This is a genomic window from Micrococcus sp. FDAARGOS_333 (assembly GCF_002206575.2).
Lineage (GTDB): Bacteria > Actinomycetota > Actinomycetes > Actinomycetales > Micrococcaceae > Micrococcus > Micrococcus lylae.
In genome coordinates, this window is the sequence record NZ_NJFJ02000001.1 from 893,199 (window position 1) to 911,144 (window position 17,946).

The 17,946-nt window shown below is 72.2% G+C and carries 12 protein-coding genes; 7 read left to right on the top strand and 5 right to left on the bottom strand.

The genetic code is table 11. The features are described 5' to 3' along the window. Nucleotides 1-97: 97 nt before the first annotated feature. The 3 genes from CEQ11_RS04000 to CEQ11_RS04010 form a co-directional block, all read right to left on the bottom strand. The gene (locus tag CEQ11_RS04000) at nucleotides 98-409 is read right to left on the bottom strand and encodes an NINE protein (RefSeq protein WP_088477813.1); all 312 of its coding nucleotides are present in this window, start codon (nucleotides 407-409) and stop codon (nucleotides 98-100) included. An 11-nt stretch (nucleotides 410-420) separates the two neighbouring features. Beyond that, nucleotides 421-1,431: an IS481 family transposase gene (locus CEQ11_RS04005; RefSeq protein WP_088477814.1), complete on the bottom strand. Its 1,011-nt coding sequence runs from the start codon at nucleotides 1,429-1,431 to the stop codon at nucleotides 421-423. A gap of 142 nt (nucleotides 1,432-1,573) precedes the next feature. Beyond that, on the bottom strand, nucleotides 1,574-3,004 hold the full coding sequence (locus tag CEQ11_RS04010; RefSeq protein ID WP_227718729.1) for an MFS transporter: 1,431 nt from the start codon (nucleotides 3,002-3,004) through the stop codon (nucleotides 1,574-1,576). A gap of 281 nt (nucleotides 3,005-3,285) precedes the next feature. Here CEQ11_RS04010 and purH point away from each other — a divergent pair, with 281 nt between their 5' ends. From purH to CEQ11_RS04025, 3 genes are all read left to right on the top strand, one after another. After that, complete coding sequence (purH, locus tag CEQ11_RS04015) at nucleotides 3,286-4,980, top strand: bifunctional phosphoribosylaminoimidazolecarboxamide formyltransferase/IMP cyclohydrolase (protein WP_088477815.1); 1,695 nt, start codon at nucleotides 3,286-3,288, stop codon at nucleotides 4,978-4,980. A 125-nt stretch (nucleotides 4,981-5,105) separates the two neighbouring features. Then, a complete protein-coding gene (locus CEQ11_RS04020) occupies nucleotides 5,106-5,591 on the top strand; it encodes a hypothetical protein (RefSeq protein ID WP_088477816.1) in 486 nt (161 codons plus the stop codon). 157 nt (nucleotides 5,592-5,748) lie between these two features. Next, complete coding sequence (locus CEQ11_RS04025) at nucleotides 5,749-7,971, top strand: NADP-dependent isocitrate dehydrogenase (protein ID WP_088477817.1); 2,223 nt, start codon at nucleotides 5,749-5,751, stop codon at nucleotides 7,969-7,971. Between the two features lie 335 nt (nucleotides 7,972-8,306). On the opposite strand, the gene CEQ11_RS04030 is transcribed toward CEQ11_RS04025, so the two are convergent. Then, a complete protein-coding gene (locus CEQ11_RS04030) occupies nucleotides 8,307-8,912 on the bottom strand; it encodes a methylated-DNA--[protein]-cysteine S-methyltransferase (protein WP_227718730.1) in 606 nt (201 codons plus the stop codon). A 111-nt stretch (nucleotides 8,913-9,023) separates the two neighbouring features. On the opposite strand from CEQ11_RS04030, the gene CEQ11_RS04035 reads away from it, so the two are divergent. Then, a complete protein-coding gene (locus CEQ11_RS04035; RefSeq protein WP_088477818.1) occupies nucleotides 9,024-10,640 on the top strand; it encodes a TIGR01777 family oxidoreductase in 1,617 nt (538 codons plus the stop codon). 95 nt (nucleotides 10,641-10,735) lie between these two features. Here CEQ11_RS04035 and CEQ11_RS04040 read toward each other — a convergent pair whose 3' ends face one another. Beyond that, the gene (locus CEQ11_RS04040) at nucleotides 10,736-12,601 is read right to left on the bottom strand and encodes a glutaminase (protein WP_088477819.1); all 1,866 of its coding nucleotides are present in this window, start codon (nucleotides 12,599-12,601) and stop codon (nucleotides 10,736-10,738) included. A gap of 63 nt (nucleotides 12,602-12,664) precedes the next feature. Here CEQ11_RS04040 and CEQ11_RS04050 point away from each other — a divergent pair, with 63 nt between their 5' ends. From CEQ11_RS04050 to CEQ11_RS04060, 3 genes are all read left to right on the top strand, one after another. Continuing rightward, nucleotides 12,665-15,511: an ATP-dependent helicase C-terminal domain-containing protein gene (locus CEQ11_RS04050; RefSeq protein WP_088477820.1), complete on the top strand. Its 2,847-nt coding sequence runs from the start codon at nucleotides 12,665-12,667 to the stop codon at nucleotides 15,509-15,511. 166 nt (nucleotides 15,512-15,677) lie between these two features. Then, nucleotides 15,678-16,991 (top strand): extracellular solute-binding protein, encoded by a 1,314-nt coding sequence (locus tag CEQ11_RS04055; protein WP_088477821.1) that lies wholly within the window; start codon nucleotides 15,678-15,680, stop codon nucleotides 16,989-16,991. After that, nucleotides 16,988-17,935 carry a carbohydrate ABC transporter permease gene (locus tag CEQ11_RS04060; protein ID WP_304442131.1) on the top strand — a complete coding sequence of 316 codons (948 nt, stop codon included), beginning with the start codon at nucleotides 16,988-16,990 and terminating at the stop codon, nucleotides 17,933-17,935. Before CEQ11_RS04055 ends, CEQ11_RS04060 begins: the two co-directional genes overlap by 4 nt. Nucleotides 17,936-17,946: the final 11 nt, after the last annotated feature.

Sequence of the window (17,946 nt, forward strand, 5' to 3'; positions counted from 1 at the left end):
CCCGCCACGCCGCCGGCGAGACCGTCAGCGCCTGACCGCCTGCCACGCTGCCGGCGGGACCGTCAGCGCCTGACCGTCCGCGCCCCACCTCGCCCGCTCACCAGCCGCGCTGGTACTGCCGCACGGCCCGGTTCCGCTCGCGGGCGTTGAATGCGGCCACCTGCAGGGGCAGGGTGACCAGGTCCCAGACCATCACGAGGCCCCAGATGATGAGGGGGATCCAGCCGATGAGGATCGCGGCGGTCGCGGTGCCGACGCCGAACAGCACGGCCAGCGTGATGCCGGTGATCCACTTGCCGAGGTACATGCGGTGCACGCCCAGCCACCCGAGCAACACCAGCAGGACGTAGGCGAGCACGACGCTGCGCCCCGCCTGGACGATCACGGTCGGCGGCTGAGGGTAGGTCATGGTCCGCGATTCTAGGTGTAAGAGGGCATGACGTTGTTGACTCGTGCCGGGGCCAGCGAGGCCGGAGGAGCACCCCCGCAGGAGGTATGCGGTCGATGGTAGTTGTAGTGATTCACCCAGACCTGCATGGCCTCACGCCGGGCCGTCTCTGAGGAGTACGGGCGAGCGTAGAGGACCTCGTCGACCATCAGCCGGTTGTACCGCTCGACCTTCCCGTTGTGACGCGGGGTGTAGGGGCGGATCCGGTGGTGCCGGCCCCCGAGCGAGACCACCTTCGCGGTGAAATCAGCGGCCCGGTAGTTGTTCCCGTTGTCCGTGATGACCCGGTCCAGGGTGATGCCGTGGGCAGCGAAGAACGCACGAGCTCTGCAGAAGAACCCGATCGTGGTCACCGCACGTTCGTCCTCGAGTGCCTCTGTGTAGGCCAGACGGGTGAACCCGTCGATCGCCGAGTGCAGGTAGGTGTACCCGACCCGACGGCCTGCACCTCGTTTGGAAGCCCTCCCGGCCTGGCTGTCACGACCGTGGGCGCGCCAGCCGCCCCCGTCAGGGATCTTCCCGATCTTCTTCACGTCCAAGTGGACCATGTGTCCTGGGGCCCTCGCGGTGATCTTCTTGGCCGGGCGTTGCCGCAGATCTTCTCCTGCCGGGGTCAGATCTCGTAGGCGGGAGATGCCGAGTCGGTGCAGCCACCGGCCCACGGTGCGAAGGCAGAGCTGGTGGCCCTGGGCGAGCAGGTGGTGATGGATCCTTCGTGCGGACCACTTGTGGTCCCGGCGCAGTGTCTCGAGTTCAGTGACCACCTCAGCATCGAGCTGGTCAGGGCAGTGATGGGGCCGGCTCGAGCGGTCCTGCAGTCCTGCTGCGCCCTCGGCCAGGTAGCGGGCCACCCAGGTGGCCACCGTGGGCCGACTGACACGGAACTCCGCAGCCACGTGTGACTGCGGGATCCCGTCAATCAGGTGGCGTTGGACCATGCGCAGTCGGCCGGTAGGGGTCAGGGGTGCATTAGCGTGAGTCATGAGTGGGTCTCTTCTGGCAGGTGGGTGGTGTAGGAACTTCCATCCTGCGGGAGAGACCCGCTCGTCTCATCTCAGCCCGTGCCTCGTGGCAAGAACGTCATGACCCACAACATCTAGGCCCCGGGCTGGGAGAACGCCTCCCTCATCTCCTCCCAGCAGGCCCAGGGGTTTCTCGGGCTGCCTCGTCCTCGGCCCCGGCCAGGTGCTCGCCGGCGGTCTCGGGTGCGGCCACCGCCATCGCGGCCAGGGACAGCGCCACGAGCAGGCCGGTGAGCACGAACGCCCCGGTCAGGCCGAGCATCGGCACCAGCCAGCCCACGAACAGCAGCGGGCCCACGCCGGCGGCCACGCGGGAGGCCGCGGAGGCCCAGCCGAAGCCGGAGGCGCGCAGGGTGGTCGGGTACAGCTCGGTGACATATGTGTAGAGCACCGGCACGGCCACCTGCACGAGGAAGCCGAACAGCAGCACCAGCGGCAGCGCCGCCGCGGGCACGCCCAGCACGGAGCTGAGCCATACGAGCACCGCGCAGGACGCCAGGGAGCTGACGGCCAGCAGCCGGCGGCGCCCGGTGCGCTCCACCAGGACGGCGGAGGCCACCACGCCCAGCAGGCCGACGGCCGCCATGCCGGAGGTCATCACGAACGCCCGCGACTGCTCGTGGCCGGCCTCCACGAGGAAGGTCGGCAGCCACTGCAGGGCCAGGTAGTAGGTGAGCATGATCGAGCAGAACAGCGCCCAGGCCACGGTGGTCACCTTCGGCGAGTGCCGCCAGACCGCCACGAGCTGCTCGCCCACGGCCTGCAGCCCGCCGCCCAGTCCGCTGCCGGAGGGCTCGGGCATGGTGTATTCGCGGCGCTCGGCGCCGGTGTCCTCCACCAGCGTGTCGACGACGGCACGCGCCTCCGCCTCGCGGCCCCGGCTCATCAGATAGAAGGGGGACTCGGGGACGCCGCGGCGCACAAGGAACACCAGCAGCGCGGGCAGGACCATGGCGAGCAGCGGCAGCCGCCAGTCGCCCCAGGTGGCCACGAGCCAGGCGGACACCAGGCCGCAGAGGGCTGCGCCGACCGGCCACCAGCCGTCCATGGCGGTGAGCACCCTGCCGCGCAGGTGCCGGGGCGTGAACTCGGAGACCAGGGCGTAGTCCACGGGGATGGTGCCGCCCAGGCCGATGCCGGCGAGGAAGCGGAAGAACGCGAACCAGCCGATGGACGGGGCGAGCGCGCCGGCCAGGGTGAAGATCGAGAACACCAGCAGCGTCAGGGTGAACGCCTTCTTGCGGCCCAGCCGGTCCGCGACCGTGCCCCAGAGGAAGGCGCCCACGCCCATGCCGATGAGGTTCGCGGTGCCGATCCAGGCGGCCTCGGACCTCTCCAGCCCCCATTCGGCAGTCAGCAGCGGGATCATCACGCCGTTCAGCGCGACGTCCCAGGCGTCGAACATGAAGCCGAGCCCGCCGATGAGGAAGATCCGGCCCTGCACGGACCAGCGCCACGGCAGCTCCTGCACGACCTCCTCTCCGGTGGGGAGGCGGCCGCCGGCAGGGTGGGCGGTGGTGGGGGAGGAGGGCATCGGGGTCGGTCTCCTGTGCTCTGGTGTGCGGTGTGGTCTCAGGCCCCGGGCGGGGTCCGTCCGGGCCGGCCCCGCGCGGGGCGAGGCGACACGGGCTCGAAGCCGTCGTTGCGCGGGACGATGGACCCGGCCCCGTCTGCGGGGCGAGGCGCCCACCGGCGGCGAGTGCCGTCGTCGTGGGTCAGGGGAGAGTATGCGCAGGGCCGGTGCGGCGTGCCACCTCTAGACTGGCTTCGTTACTTCACCTCCGACTTTTCCCTGACGCTGAGGAGACCTCTGCCGTGAGCACCGCGCAGCCGACCGCGATCGACGCCCTGGACACCGTCCCGCTGAAGCGGGCCCTGATCTCCGTGTATGACAAGACCGGCCTCGAGGAGCTCGCGACCGGGCTGCACGCGGCGGGCGTCGCGATCGTCTCCACCGGCTCCACCGCGAAGCGCATCGCGGACGCCGGCGTCCCGGTCACCGAGGTCTCCGAGGTCACCGGCTTCCAGGAGTGCCTGGACGGCCGCGTGAAGACCCTGCACCCGCGCGTGCACGCCGGCATCCTCGCCGACCGCCGCCGCGAGGACCACCGCGCCCAGCTGACGGACATGCAGATCGAGCCGTTCGACCTGGTGGTGGTGAACCTCTACCCGTTCGTGGACACCGTGCGCTCCGGCGCCGGCGAGGACGAGGTGGTGGAGCAGATCGACATCGGCGGACCGTCCATGGTCCGCGCGGCCGCGAAGAACCACGCGTCCGTGTCGATCGTGGTGGACCCGGCCGCGTACGGCGAGGTCGTTCAGGCGGCGAAGTCCGGCGGGTTCGACCTGAAGGCCCGCCGCCGCCTGGCCTCCCTGGCGTTCGCGCACACCGCGGCCTATGACAACGCGGTGGCCGCCTGGACCGCCGCCCACTACGGCGCGGACACCGAGGACGAGGACGTCCCGGTCTTCCCGCCGTACGCCGGCTTCTCCCTCGAGCGCGCGGACATCCTCCGCTACGGGGAGAACCCGCACCAGCCGGCCGCCCTGTACGCGGACTCCTCGGCGGCCCCGGGCATCGCCCAGTCCGAGCTGCTGCACGGCAAGGCCATGTCCTACAACAACTACGTGGACGCGGACGCCGCCGTGCGTGCCGCCTACGACCACGCCGGCCCGGCCGTCGCGATCGTCAAGCACGCCAACCCGTGCGGCGTGGCCGTGGCCGGCCAGGGCGAGGACATCGCGGTCGCCCACGCCAAGGCCCACGCCTGCGATCCGGTCTCCGCCTTCGGCGGCGTGATCGCCGCGAACCGCCCGGTGACCGCGGCGATGGCCGCGCAGGTGAAGGACATCTTCACCGAGGTGGTGGCCGCCCCGGCCTTCGACCCCGAGGCCGTCGAGATCCTCACCGCCAAGAAGAACCTGCGCCTGCTGGCCCTGCCCGAGGGCTTCGAGCGTGACGCCGTGGAGGCCAAGCAGGTCTCCGGCGGCATGCTCATGCAGATCACGGACGCGGTGGACGCCGACGGCGACGACCCGGCGAACTGGACCCTGGCCGCCGGTGAGGCCGCGGACGAGGCCACCCTCGCCGACCTCGCCTTCGCCTGGCGCGCCGTCCGCGCCGCCAAGTCCAATGCGGTGCTGCTGGCCTCCGGCGGTGCCACCGTGGGCGTCGGCATGGGCCAGGTCAACCGCCTGGACTCCTGCCGCCTGGCCGTGGAGCGCGCCAACACCCTGGGCTCCGCCGTCACCGGCGGCCAGGACGTGAACTCCGCCGGCGGCGCCGAGAACGTCACCGGCGCCGGCGCCCCGGAGCGCGCCCGCGGCGCCGTGGCCGCCTCGGACGCGTTCTTCCCGTTCGCCGACGGCCTGCAGATCCTCATCGACGCCGGTGTGAAGGCCGTCGTGCAGCCGGGCGGCTCCGTGCGTGACGCCGAGGTGGTCGAGGCCGCGAACGCCGCCGGCATCACCATGTACGTCACCGGCGCACGCCACTTCTTCCACGGCTGAGCCTGTGTCCGACCCGCACGAGGTCCCCGTGCGGCCGGTCGTCGGGATACCTTGGGACCACGACGACGGCCCCTCGCCCTGCGCGGAGCCGTCACCGCCCGCATCGTCGACGCCGGAGGGACACGATGAGCACCCCGTACGAGCCGAACGAGAACGACGCCCGCATCGCAGAGCAGGGCCGCTACAGCTGGGACCGGCCGGACGGGGACCGGACGCACGGGGACCACGGCCTGGACCGGGCTGGCCACGGCGCGGACCGTGGCGCCTACGGGGTGGACCCGCAGGGCGGCTATGCCGCGGCGCCGTATCAGCAGTCCTACGGCATGGCCGTCGCGCAGGAGGGGCGCCGGGCCGGGCAGCTGGCCCTCGCGTTCGGCGTGATCGGCCTGTTCTTCAACCTCGGGCTGATCTTCGGCCCCCTCGCGCTCTGGCAGGCCAACAAGGCGGACCGCGCCGGCGGCGTCGGCCTCGGCGGCCGCGTGCTCGGCTGGGTGGCGATCGGCCTCGCGATCGTGGTGACGCTGTTCTTCATCGCCTACGGCGTCTTCGTCTTCAGCATGCTCGAGTACATGTCCACCGAGCTCGGCAACGAGTTCAGCACCCGCTCCTGACCGCCCCCGGAGGAGCCCGCAGGAGGCGGTGCGGCATCCGGACGACCCGAACGGGCCGCCGCGATGCTCCTCCGGTAGATTTGGGGGAGAGGAAGCCCTTTCCCCCTGACGAAGACCCGGGGCGCCGAGGTGTGCCCCAGAAGGAGAGACGTCCCGCATGTCCAAGATCACCTACACGTTCACCGACGAGGCTCCCATGCTGGCCACCGGATCGCTGCTGCCGATCATCGAGGCCTATGCCGGCACCGCCGGTGTGGAGTTCGAGACCACGGACATCTCCCTGGCCGGCCGCATCCTGGCCGCCTTCAACGACGTCCTGCCGGAGGACCAGCGCACTGCCGACGCCCTCGCCGAGCTGGGCGAGATGGTGAAGACCCCCGAGGCCAACGTCATCAAGCTCCCGAACATCTCCGCCTCCGTGCCGCAGCTGCGCGCCGCGATCAAGGAGCTGCAGGCCGCCGGCTACGACCTGCCGGAGTACGTGGACGAGCCGAAGACCGACGCGGAGAAGGACGCCAAGGCGCGCTACGACTCCGTCAAGGGCTCCGCCGTGAACCCGGTCCTGCGTGAGGGCAACTCGGACCGCCGCGCCCCGAAGGCCGTGAAGAACTACGCCAAGCAGTTCCCGCACTCCATGGGCGAGTGGACCGCCGACTCCAAGTCCGCCGTCGCCACCATGGGTGCGAACGACTTCCGCTCCAACGAGAAGTCCGTGACCCTGGACAAGGACGACGTCCTGACCATCGAGTTCACCTCCGCCGAGGGCGAGACCACCGTGCTCAAGGAGGGCCTGAAGGTCCTCGAGGGCGAGATCGTGGACGGCACCTTCATGTCCGCCAAGGCCCTGGACGCCTTCCTAGCCGAGCAGGTCCAGCGCGCCAAGGACGAGGGCATCCTCTTCTCCGCCCACCTGAAGGCCACCATGATGAAGGTCTCCGACCCGGTGATCTTCGGCCACGTGGTGAAGGCCTACTTCGCCGACCTCTTCGCCCAGTACGGTGACAAGCTGGCCGAGGCCGGCCTGTCCGCCAACGACGGCCTCGCGGCCATCGAGGCCGGCCTGGACAAGCTCGATGCCGAGACCGCCGAGGGCGTGAAGAAGGCCATCGCCGACGCCTACGAGAACGGCCCGGACCTGGCGATGGTGAACTCCGCCAAGGGCATCACCAACCTGCACGTGCCCTCCGACGTGATCGTGGACGCCTCCATGCCGGCCATGATCCGCACCTCCGGCCAGATGTGGAACAAGGACGACAAGACCCAGGACACCCTGGCCGTCATCCCGGACTCCTCCTACGCCGGCGTGTACCAGGCCGTGATCGAGGACTGCAAGGCCAACGGCGCCTACGACCCGACCACCATGGGCACCGTCCCGAACGTCGGCCTCATGGCGCAGAAGGCCGAGGAGTACGGCTCCCATGACAAGACCTTCGTGATGACCGGCGCCGGCACGGTCGAGGTCAAGAACTCGGCCGGCGAGGTGCTGATCTCCCACGACGTCGAGGAGAACGACATCTGGCGCGCCTGCCAGACCAAGGACATCCCGGTGCAGGACTGGGTCAAGCTGGCGGTCACCCGCTCGCGCGATTCCCAGACCCCGGCCGTGTTCTGGCTGGACGCCGAGCGCGGCCACGACGCCGAGCTGATCAAGAAGGTCGAGACGTACCTGGGCGACCACGACACCGAGGGCCTGGACATCAAGATCCTGTCCCCGGTCGAGGCCACCAAGCTGTCCGTGGAGCGCATCCGCCGCGGTGAGGACACCATCTCTGTGACCGGCAACGTGCTGCGTGACTACAACACGGACCTGTTCCCGATCCTCGAGCTGGGCACCTCCGCGAAGATGCTCTCGATCGTCCCGCTGATCAACGGCGGCGGCCTGTTCGAGACCGGCGCCGGCGGCTCCGCCCCGAAGCACGTCCAGCAGCTGCTGGAGGAGAACCACCTGCGGTGGGACTCCCTCGGCGAGTTCCTCGCCCTGGCCGTGTCCTTCGAGCATGAGGCCAAGACGAACGACAACAAGCGCGCCCAGGTCCTCGCGGACACCCTGGACGCCGCCACCGGCACCCTGCTGACCGAGGGCAAGTCCCCGTCCCGCAAGGCCGGCGAGCTGGACAACCGCGGCTCGCACTTCTACCTCGGCCTCTACTGGGCCCAGGAGCTGGCCAAGCAGACCGAGGACAAGGAGCTGGCCGACGCGATCGCCCCGATCGCCGAGGAGCTGGCCGCCAACGAGGAGAAGATCGTCGGCGAGCTGAACGGCGTCCAGGGCAAGCCCGTGGACATCGCCGGCTACTACTACCCGTCCGTGGAGAAGGTCGCCGAGGTGATGCGCCCGTCGCAGACCCTCAACGACATCATGGCCAAGCTGGCCAAGTGACCCGCTGACGGCGCACCCCCGCCCCGGGCGCTTTCGTTCGGGAAAGCGTCGGGTTCCCGGGCGCTTTCGTTCGGGAAAGCGTCGGGTTCTCGGGCGAAAGCGCCCGTACGACGAGGGCCCCGTCCCACCGGAGTGATCCGGTCGGACGGGGCCCTCCGCCATGCCTGCGCCTCTGCCGGCGTGCCGGGCGTCGTCGTCGGTGATAGCGGACGTCCCCGTGGCGCCGAACCAGAAGAATTGGCCTCTTCGCGGCGGGGTCAAGGGGCCGGTTCTTCTGGCTCGGCGGACCGTGTCAGCCGGCCTACCGCCCAGCCTACCGCGCCCGGCCTGACGCCTCACCTGGCGTGCTTCGCCTCGTGCTCCAGCAACGCCCGCTTCGCCTCGGCACCGTAGAGATACGACCCCACGGACCCGTCGGCCCTGACCACGCGGTGGCAGGGCACCACCACGGCCACGAGGTTCTTCGCGCAGGCCGTCCCGGCGGCCCGCACGGCGGTCGGCTTCCCGATCTCCTCGGCGAACCGGCCGTAGCTCAGCGGCGCCCCGGCCGGGATCCTTCGCAGCCCCTTCCACGCCGCCTGGCGGAAGTCGGTCCCCGCCTGCTCCACGGCCAGCCCGTCCAGTGCCCCCACATCGCCTCCCGCATACGCCGCCAGCGCGTCCGCCACGGGCTGCTCCAGCCTCGGGTGGGGCTCCACGGGCATCGGGTTCATCTCCCGCGCCGCCGTGGCCGGGGCGACCTCCTCGAGCCGGTCCATCAGCTCCAGCAGCAGCCGACCGATGGCGGCCGCGTGCGGCTCGTCGTCGGCGGGCACGGCCACGCCGGAGGCCCGCACGGTCTGGTCTTCGGGGGAGAACACGGCCACCAGGTTCAGCTCGGTGTCGGGCAGGGCGGCCGCGGTCCAGCGCAGCTCGGGCAGGTAGTCGTCGAACGCGGTCACGGGGCCTTCCGGTGGCTTCGGGTGTGGGGAACGGCCACCGCCCAGGGATCACAGGATTCCCGGAGCCGACGGCCTCCTGACAGTGTCCCACCCGCATGGAACGCTGGCCACATGACCTCCACGGACGCCCCCACCGCCCACGTCTTCGAGCACCGCACGCTTCTGCGTCACCCGCGCGACGTCGTCTGGCGCTGGCTCACCCACCCCGGCGCCCTGACCCGCCTGACCCCGGACTACGCCGGAACAGTCCTGCAGGAGCCGGCCGCCGGCCTGCCCGTCGGCTCCGAGGCCGTCCTCGCCCTCTCCGCACCCGGCGGCCTCGGCCTGTTCGCCGGCGCGGCGCACGGCACGGTCTCCCAGGCGCTCTCCTCCGTCCTCCCCGGCAGGATTCCCGCCCCGCAGGTCACCTGGCGGGCCCGCCACACCGCCCTCGACCCCGGCGCCATGTTCCGCGACGAGATGGTCTCCGGCCCGCTGCGCTCCTGGGTCCACACCCATACCCTCGCGGACGCCGCACCCGGCGAGGCGGACACGGCCGACGGCAGCCCCGGCACCGTGGTCCACGACAGCATCGCGTACGCCCTCCCTGCCGGCGACGCGCTCTCCCGCATCCCCGGCATCGGCGACCGCACCGGCCGTGCCGCCCGTCAGGCCTTCGAGCGCACCCTGGCCGTCCAGTTCCACTCCCGCGCCGCGACCATGGCCGAGGACCTGGACTTCCACGCCGCCCACCCCGGCCCGCTCCACGGTGCCCCCGCCCGGACGATCGTGGTCACCGGCGCCAGCGGGCTCATCGGCGCCCGTCTCTGCGCGCTGCTGACCTCCGGCGGGCACACCGTGGTCCGCCTCGTCCGTGACGCCGCCCAGGCCTGTGCCGAGGACGCCTCCTTCTGGGATCCGCTGCGGGGAGAGGTGGACAGTGACGTCCTCGCCTCCGCGGACGCGGTGGTCAACCTCGCCGGCGCCTCGATCGCCGGCCGCATGACCGGCGCCCACAAGGAGGCCGTCCACCACTCGCGTGTGTCCGGGACCCGCACGCTGGCCGAGGCCCTCGTCGGTCTCGCCTCCTCTGCGGCCGGCGGGAACAACGACGACGGCCGCCGGGCCCCCGCTCTCGTCAACGGTTCCGCTGTGGGCTGGTACGGCGTCGACGCCGGGGACGGGGGCCTTCCCGGGGGACTCACCGAGGACCTCCCCTGCGGGGAGGACTTCTTGGCGGAGGTCTGCCGGGACTGGGAGGCCGAGGCCCGAGCCGTCGAGGAGGCGGGCATCCGTTGCGTCCGGGTCCGGACGGGCATCGCGCTCAGCCCGGCCGGCGGCATGCTGCGGCAGATCCTCCCGATCTTCCTGGCCGGCCTCGGCGGCTCGCTGTCCACGAAGGGCTCCGGCCCGGACGGCTCCCCGTGGATGAGCTGGATCTCCGCTGATGACGTTGCAGCCCTGTTCGCACACGCAGCCCTTGAGGACTCCGTCTCCGGGGTGCTGAATGCCGCCGCCCCGGATCCGGTCACGGCGAAGGAGTTCGCGGCCACGCTGGGCTCGGTGCTGCATCGCCCGTCCGCCGTCCCGGTGCCCGGCGTCGGTCCGCGTCTGCTGCTGGGCCGTGAGGGGGCGGAGCTGATCGTGGACGCGGACCAGAAGGCGTCGTCGGCCGCGACGGAGGCCGCAGGCCACCGCTTCCGTCACCGCACGCTCGATCAGGCCCTGCGAAGCGTCCTCGGCCGCTGACCTCCGGCGTCAGGCCGGCCGCCGTTGCCCAGGCCGCCCCGCCGCTGCCCAGGCCATCAGCGCACCGCGCACGGGACGGGACATAGCCTCCGGCGTCAGTCCTGCAGCGCGCCGGTCTCCCGGATGAGCTGGGCGAGGGCGGTGAAGGCATCCCGCGCGAGGGCCTCCCAGAGCTTCATGGCCAGCTGTGGGGTGGCCTCCTCGAGGGCGTACATGACCTGAGCGGTCAGGACGCGGGTGGTCACGGGGCCGCGGGCGCGGACGGTGCCGGGCTGGCGGCCGGGCTGGCCGAGGGCCATCTCGCCGAAGATCATGCCGGGGGTGAGGAGCATGCGGCGCATGCGGCGGCCGCCGGTGGCCTGGCCGGTGAGCTCCACCTGGCCGGAGGTGATCACGTAGATGCCGCCGAAGGGCTGGCCGGCGCGGCGGATGATCTGGCCGTCCTCGTAGCGGCGGGTGTCCATCATGGACTCGACGAGGCGGGCGTCGTCCTCGGAGAGGTGCTGCAGCAGCGGGGAGAAGGCGGCCTCCTCCTCGGTCTGGGGCAGCAGGTGCGGTTCGTGGCGGGCCAGCAGGCGCTGCTCGCACCACTGCATGGCCTGCGAGCGGGAGGTGAAGAACACGAACTGGGTGGAGTCCAGCGGCACGTCCGGCAGGAACGCCTCGGACTCGCGCAGGGGTTCGCGCACTTCGACGCCCTCGGCCGCACCGGTGGCGCGGACCTGGTCGAGCAGGTCCTCGTCCCGGTCCGTCACCACGATGTCGAGCCCTTCGCGGAGCGCGTGCGGGATCCACTGGGCGATCAGCCGGCGGGCCGGCGCGGAGATGCTGCTCACGGAACGGACGTCCATGGCCAGGGTCTGCAGGGTGTCCGGCATGCCGGACACCACGTGCACGAGCGACTCGACCTGGCTGAAGCCGATGTGGCCGCCGAGTTCCATCAGGTGGATGGTGTCCCCGTGGTGCTCGAAGGCCGCCATGACCTCGGCGGTGCGGGAGGTGCCGGAAGGGGCCTGGTCCACCCGGTAGTGGGTGCGCAGCGCGGAGCGCGGGGAACCGGCCATCAGGGACGGATGCATCTCGAAAACCTCCACGAGCGAGCGCAGCGCCTCTATGCCGTGCGCGGAGACGCCGTTCTCGTCCAGGCCGTGGGACTGGAGGGCGAGGCCGAGGTGGCCGGGGACGACCACCATGATCGTGCCGCCGCGGCGGGAGGCCCAGCCGGGCTGGCCTACGGTGAGGGACCACAGCGGATCCCGGGTGACGAGGCCGCAGGAGGACATCAGGGAGAGCACGGCCTGCACGGTCTCGGCGGAGAAGACGCGGTCGCCGGTGTGCGGGTGGACGCCGCCGTGGGCGAAGACCGAGGCGATCACGGACAGCTCGCGCACGTCCACGGTCACGGCGCGCAGGCGGGAGATGTCTGTGAGGATGACGGTGGGGTCCGCGTCGATCGCCTCGATGGACTTCATGAACCAGGCTGCGGCGCGGGTGCGGCGGTTGGCCTTGTCCTCTGCGCGGGCGGCGGTGTCCGTCACGGAGACCTCGCGCTTGAGGAGGGTGGAGGCCAGCTGCATGAAGCGGGCGGTGCGGTCGCGTCCGCCGCGGCCCTTCACGAGGGTCGCCGCGGCCACCACGCCGGTGTCCGTGAGGCCGTTGTAGGCGCGGTGGGTCTCCGGCTCGACCTCGATGCGGTGCAGGGGGTCGCCGGCGGGCTCGGTGCCGATGTGCTCGAGCACGGCGTCGATGCCGTGGTCCTCCATCGCCATCGCGTAGATCAGGGGTGCGGCGAGCGCCCCGAGGGTCACGGTCTGCCCCGTGCCGGCCTCGTAGCCGTAGCCGTCCACGAGGGTCATGGCGATGCCCAGACCGCCCGGCGTGTCCTCGCCTGTCTCGGCCTGGGCCGGCGTCGCGTAGGAGGCGGCGAGCAGGTCGAGGTGGTACTGCACGGGCGTCATCATGCGGCCCAGCCTATCCACAGACCGAGGCCTGCGACACCCGATGCTGGGCCACAATGGACGGTGATGACCTCCGCTTCTCCGCTCTCCCCGCTGGACCTGGACTCCTTCGTCTCCGGCCTCACGGTGGCGCAGGTGCTGCCGGAGCTCACCGACGCCCTGGCGGCCCACGGAGCGGCCGTGCTCCACGCCCCGCCGGGCACCGGCAAGACCACCGCGGTGCCCCCGCACGTCGCCCTGACGCTCGCCGGCGCCGCGGGCGTGGCCGGGCGTGCCGACGACGGCCCCTCGCCCTCGTCTGCCGCTGCGCCTGCCGCGTCGGCCGGCTCGCCCTCCGACGTCGCCGCCGACACCGCCGCCGACACCGCCGCTGCGGCCGCACCCCGTGTTCTGGTCACCCAGCCCCGCCGCGTGGCGGTGCGCGCGGCCTGGCGCCGCCTCCATGCCGCGGTCGAGGCTGCTGATCGGGCCGCCGGCGCCGCCGAGCCCGCGGCGCGGCAGGCCGCCGACGCCGCGGTCGGCTACACGGTCCGCGGTGACGCCCTGGGCCACGGTCGCAGCCAGGTCGAGTTCCTCACCCCGGGCGTGCTGGTCCGGCGCCTGCTGAACGACCCGGACCTGGCCGGCGTCGGCGCGGTCCTGCTGGACGAGGTCCACGAGCGTGACCTGGACACGGACCTGCTCTTCGCACTGCTGGCGGACCTGCGGCAGCTGCGCGAGGACCTGCAGGTCGTCGCCATGTCCGCCACCCTGGACGCCGAGGCCCTCGCGGCCCGGTGGGCCGAGGGTATGGGCCAGGACACCGTTCCGGTGGTCCGCACCGAGAACGTCCTCCACCCGTTGACTGAGCGGTGGGCGCCCTACGGCTCCTCCCGCCTGACCGCGCGCGGCGGCTGCGAGCGCGGGTTCCTGGACCACGTGGCCGAGCAGACCGTGGCCGCGCACACCGCGGCCCTCGCCGAGGACCCGGGCATCGACGCCCTGGTGTTCCTTCCCGGTGTGGCGGAGGTGGAGGCGGTGACCGAGCGTCTGCGTGCCCGCGTCCCGGGGCACGACGTGCTCACCCTCCACGGCCGCCAGGAGCCGGCCGAGCAGGACGCTGCCGTCGCCGGCCGGGCACCCGGCGGCGCCCCGCGCATCGTGGTCGCCACGAATGTCGCCGAGTCCTCGCTCACCGTGCCCGGGGTGCGTCTGGTGGTCGACTCCGCCCTGGCCCGCGAGCCGCGCAGGGACGCCGGCCGCGCCATGACCGGTCTGGTCACCGTGCAGGTCTCCCGTGCTGCCGCCGGGCAGCGGGCCGGCCGTGCCGCCCGCCTCGGCCCGGGCACCGTGGTCCGCTGCTGCAGCCGCTCCGCGCTCGGCACCGCTCCCGCCGCGCCGACGCCCGCGCTCGACGTGGCCGACCTCGCCCCGCTCGCCCTCGCCCTGGCCGCCTGGGGCGCCCCGCGCGGTGAGGGGCTGGTGTTGCCCCAGGAGCCGCCGGCCGGTGCGCTCGCCGAGGCCGAGGCCCGTCTGCAGTCCTTCGGCGCCGTGGACGCGGACGGCCGCATCACCACCCACGGCACCGCCCTGTCCACGCTCCCGGTCCCGCCGCACCTCGGGCACGCCCTCGGGTACGGCGCGCAGGCCGTGGGGGAGCGGACGGCCGCGGACGTCGTCGCCCTGCTCGCTGCCGACCTGCGCGCCCCCGGAGCCGACCTCACCGCCGCCCTCGCCCAGGTCCGCCGTGGCGGACCCGAGTCCCGGATGTGGCGACGTGAGGCCGACCGCCTCGAGCGCCTGCTGCGTCGTGGCGCTCTCACTCCCTCCCTTCCCGACGACGGCGCCGGCACCTCCGCCTCGCCCGGCGCCTCCGCCTCGCTCTCGCCCGGCGCCTCCGCGGCGGTCGCCGCGTGCGGATCCGCCGGTTCTACCGCAGGCCCCCGTCGTCTCGGCGGGGACGAGGAGGTCGGTTACGTGGTGGCCCTCGCGGCGCCGGACCGCATCGCCCGTCGGGTGGGGGACACCGACGCCTACCTGCTCGCCTCCGGCACCCGTGCGTCCCTGCCTGCGGACTCGCCGCTGCGGGGCAGCCGCTGGCTGGCCGTCGCCGAGGTCCAGCGCACCGGCTCCGACGCCGAGGGCACCGGCGCCGTGGTCCGCGCCGCCGCCCCGCTGGGGGAGGAGGCCGCGATCGCCGCGGGAGCCGGACTGCTCCGCCAGGAGCACGCCGCCGTCTGGTCCGGCGGACGGCTCAGGGGCAGCCGCCGTCGCCTCCTCGGCGGCATCGAGCTGGCCTCCCACAGCGAGGCCCCCACTGTCGAGGCCGCCGCGGACGCCGTCCGCGCCGCGTGGGCCGAGGAGGGTCTGAAGGGCTGGGGCGGCGAGGCCGCGGACACGCTGCGCCGCCGCGTCCATCTGCTCCACCGCGTCCTGAAGGACCCCTGGCCGGACATGTCCGCCGCCGCCCTCGCCCAGGACGAGGACCTCGTCGCGGCCGTCGCCGCGCAGGTGGTGGCCGGCACCCCGCGGTCCCGGGTCGACCTCGCCGGACTGCTGCAGGGCCTGCTGCCCTGGCCCGCCGCCTCCGAGCTGGACACGCTCGCTCCTGCACGGCTGCCCATCCCCTCCGGGCGCACCGCCGCCGTGGAGTACCCGGAGGTCGGCGACGACGGCCAGCCGGTGCTCGCCGCCAAGCTCCAGGAGTTCTTCGGGGCCTCCGGCACGCCGACGGTCGCGGACGGACGCCAGCCGGTGCTGCTGCACCTGCTCTCGCCCGCCGGACGCCCGCTGGCCGTGACAGCGGACCTGCCCTCCTTCTGGGCCGGCGCCTACGCCCAGGTCCGTGCCGACATGCGCGGCAGGTATCCGAAGCACCCCTGGCCCGAGGACCCCACGACGGCCGAGGCCACGGGACGGACCCGGCGTCGGTGAGCCGGGCTCCGGCGGTCCGTCCGCGGAGGGTGCGGCCGGGCAGGAAGCCGGGGTGCCGTCGTCGTGAAACAGGGCCCCATAGGGGCACGGTGCGTGCTGACAGGCGGCGAAGGGTCTAGTGTGTAGCGCAGATCACCCGGAAGACGGACGACAAGGAACCCCCGCCATGACGACTCCCCCCACCCGGTGCGGCCGGGGCCGGATGCTCGCGGCGACCGGCCTGGCCGCCGCCGCCCTGGTCTTGAGCGGATGCGCCGCCGACGACGGCGGAGGCACTCCGGTGCTGACCTGGTACACGAATCCGGACGACGGCGGCCAGGCCACCATCGCCCAGCAGTGCACCGAGGCATCCGACGGGAGGTACCGCATCGAGACCTCCATGCTCCCCACCGAGGCCTCCGCGCAGCGGGAGCAGCTCACCCGTCGCCTCGCGGCCGGCGACTCGTCCATGGACATCATGTCCCTGGACCCGCCGTTCGTGCCCGAGCTCGCCGAGCCCGGCTTCCTGGCGCCGGTGCCCGAGGAGCTGCAGAACACCGCGCAGGAGAACACCCTCGACGGCGCGCTCGCCGGCGCGACGTGGAAGGACGAGCTCGTGGCCGTCCCGTTCTGGGCCAACACGCAGCTGCTCTGGTACCGCAAGTCGGTGGCCGAGGCCGCCGGACTGGACATGGACAAGCCGGTCACCTGGGACCAGCTGATCGAGGCGGCCGAGGCCGAGGACAAATACCTCGGCGTCCAGGGGGCCCGCGCGGAGTCCATGACCGTGTGGCTCAACGCGCTCGTCGCCGGCGGCGGCGACGACATCATCGTGGACCCTGAGGCCTCGGCGGACGAGATGACCACCAACCTCGCCGGTGAGGCCGGCACCAAGGCCGCCGAGATCGTCTCGACCATCGGCAAGAAGGGGCTCGGCGGCCCCGGCCTGCCGACCCAGCGTGAGAACGAGGCAATGCTGCAGTTCCAGGGAGACAAGGGCTCGTTCATGGTGAACTGGCCGTTCATCTGGGCGGCCACCAACGCCTCGGTCGAGGCCGGAGACCTGCCCGAGGACCTCCCGGAGGACATCGGCTGGACCACCTACCCGCAGACCGTCGAGGGGCACGAGGCCGCACCGCCGCTGGGCGGCATCAACCTGGGGGTCGGCGCGAAGTCCGAGCATCAGGATCTGGCCTGGGATGCCGTCTCCTGCATCACCACCGCCGAACACCAGGCGGACTACTTCGTCACCAACGGCAACCCGCCGGCGGACCCGAAGGCCTACGAGGACGAGCGCATCAAGGACGCCTACCCCATGGCGGACGCGATCCGCGACTCGCTGGACATCGCGAAGCCGCGACCGCAGACGCCGTACTACAACGAGGTCTCCACGGCCATCCAGCAGCGCTACGCGCCGGTCTCCGGCGTCAACCCCGCCACCACGCCGCAGGAGACGAACACCTTCATCGAGCAGATCCTCCGAGGGGAGCGCCTCCTGTGAGCACCGTGTCCACCCCCGAGCGTGCATCCGGGCGCCGCCGCGTCCGCTCCGCCCGTGCGAAGTCCGAGGCCCGCCTCGGCATGATGCTGGCCGCCCCGGCGTTCCTCATCATGCTGTTCGTGGTGCTGTACCCCATCGTCCAGGCGGTCTGGGACTCCCTGTTCAGCTTCCGCCTGACCGCGCCGGCGGACAAGGAGTTCGTGGGCCTGAACAACTACGGCACCATCCTCACCGACCCCGTGTTCTGGTCCGACCTGGGCGTGACCCTGCTCATCACGGTGGTCACCGTGGCGGTCGAGCTCGTGCTCGGCTTCCTCCTGGCCCTGGTGATGCACCATGCGATCAAGTCCACCAAGGGACTGGTCCGCACCATGATCCTGGTGCCCTACGGCATCATCACGGTGGTGTCCGCCTTCGCGTGGTTCTACATGTTCTCGATCGACTCGGGGTACATGAACTCGTGGCTGTCCTGGCTGCCCGGCGTGGACGCGAACCTCAACTGGTTCGCCCAGGGCTCCACGGCGCTGTTCGTGATCATGCTCTCGGAGATCTGGAAGACCACCCCGTTCATCTCCCTGCTGCTGCTCTCCGGCCTGGCTCAGGTCCCCGGCGACCTCACCGAGGCGGCCGCCGTGGACGGCGCCACCCGCTGGCAGCGTCTCACCCGGGTGATCCTGCCCAACATGAAGGCGGCCATCATGGTGGCGGTCCTGTTCCGCGCGATGGACGCCTTCCGCATCTTCGACGCCATCTTCATCATGACCAACGGCGCCTACGGCACTGAGGCACTGTCCCTGCTGGCGTACCGGACCTCCATCGGGCGCCTGGAGATCGGCCTCGGCTCGGCGGTCTCCGTCATCCTGTTCCTGTGCGTGGCGCTGATGGCCTTCATCGCGGTGAAGGGCTTCAAGGTGGACCTCGCCGACCGAGGAGGCAACCAGTGAGCACTGTGGCA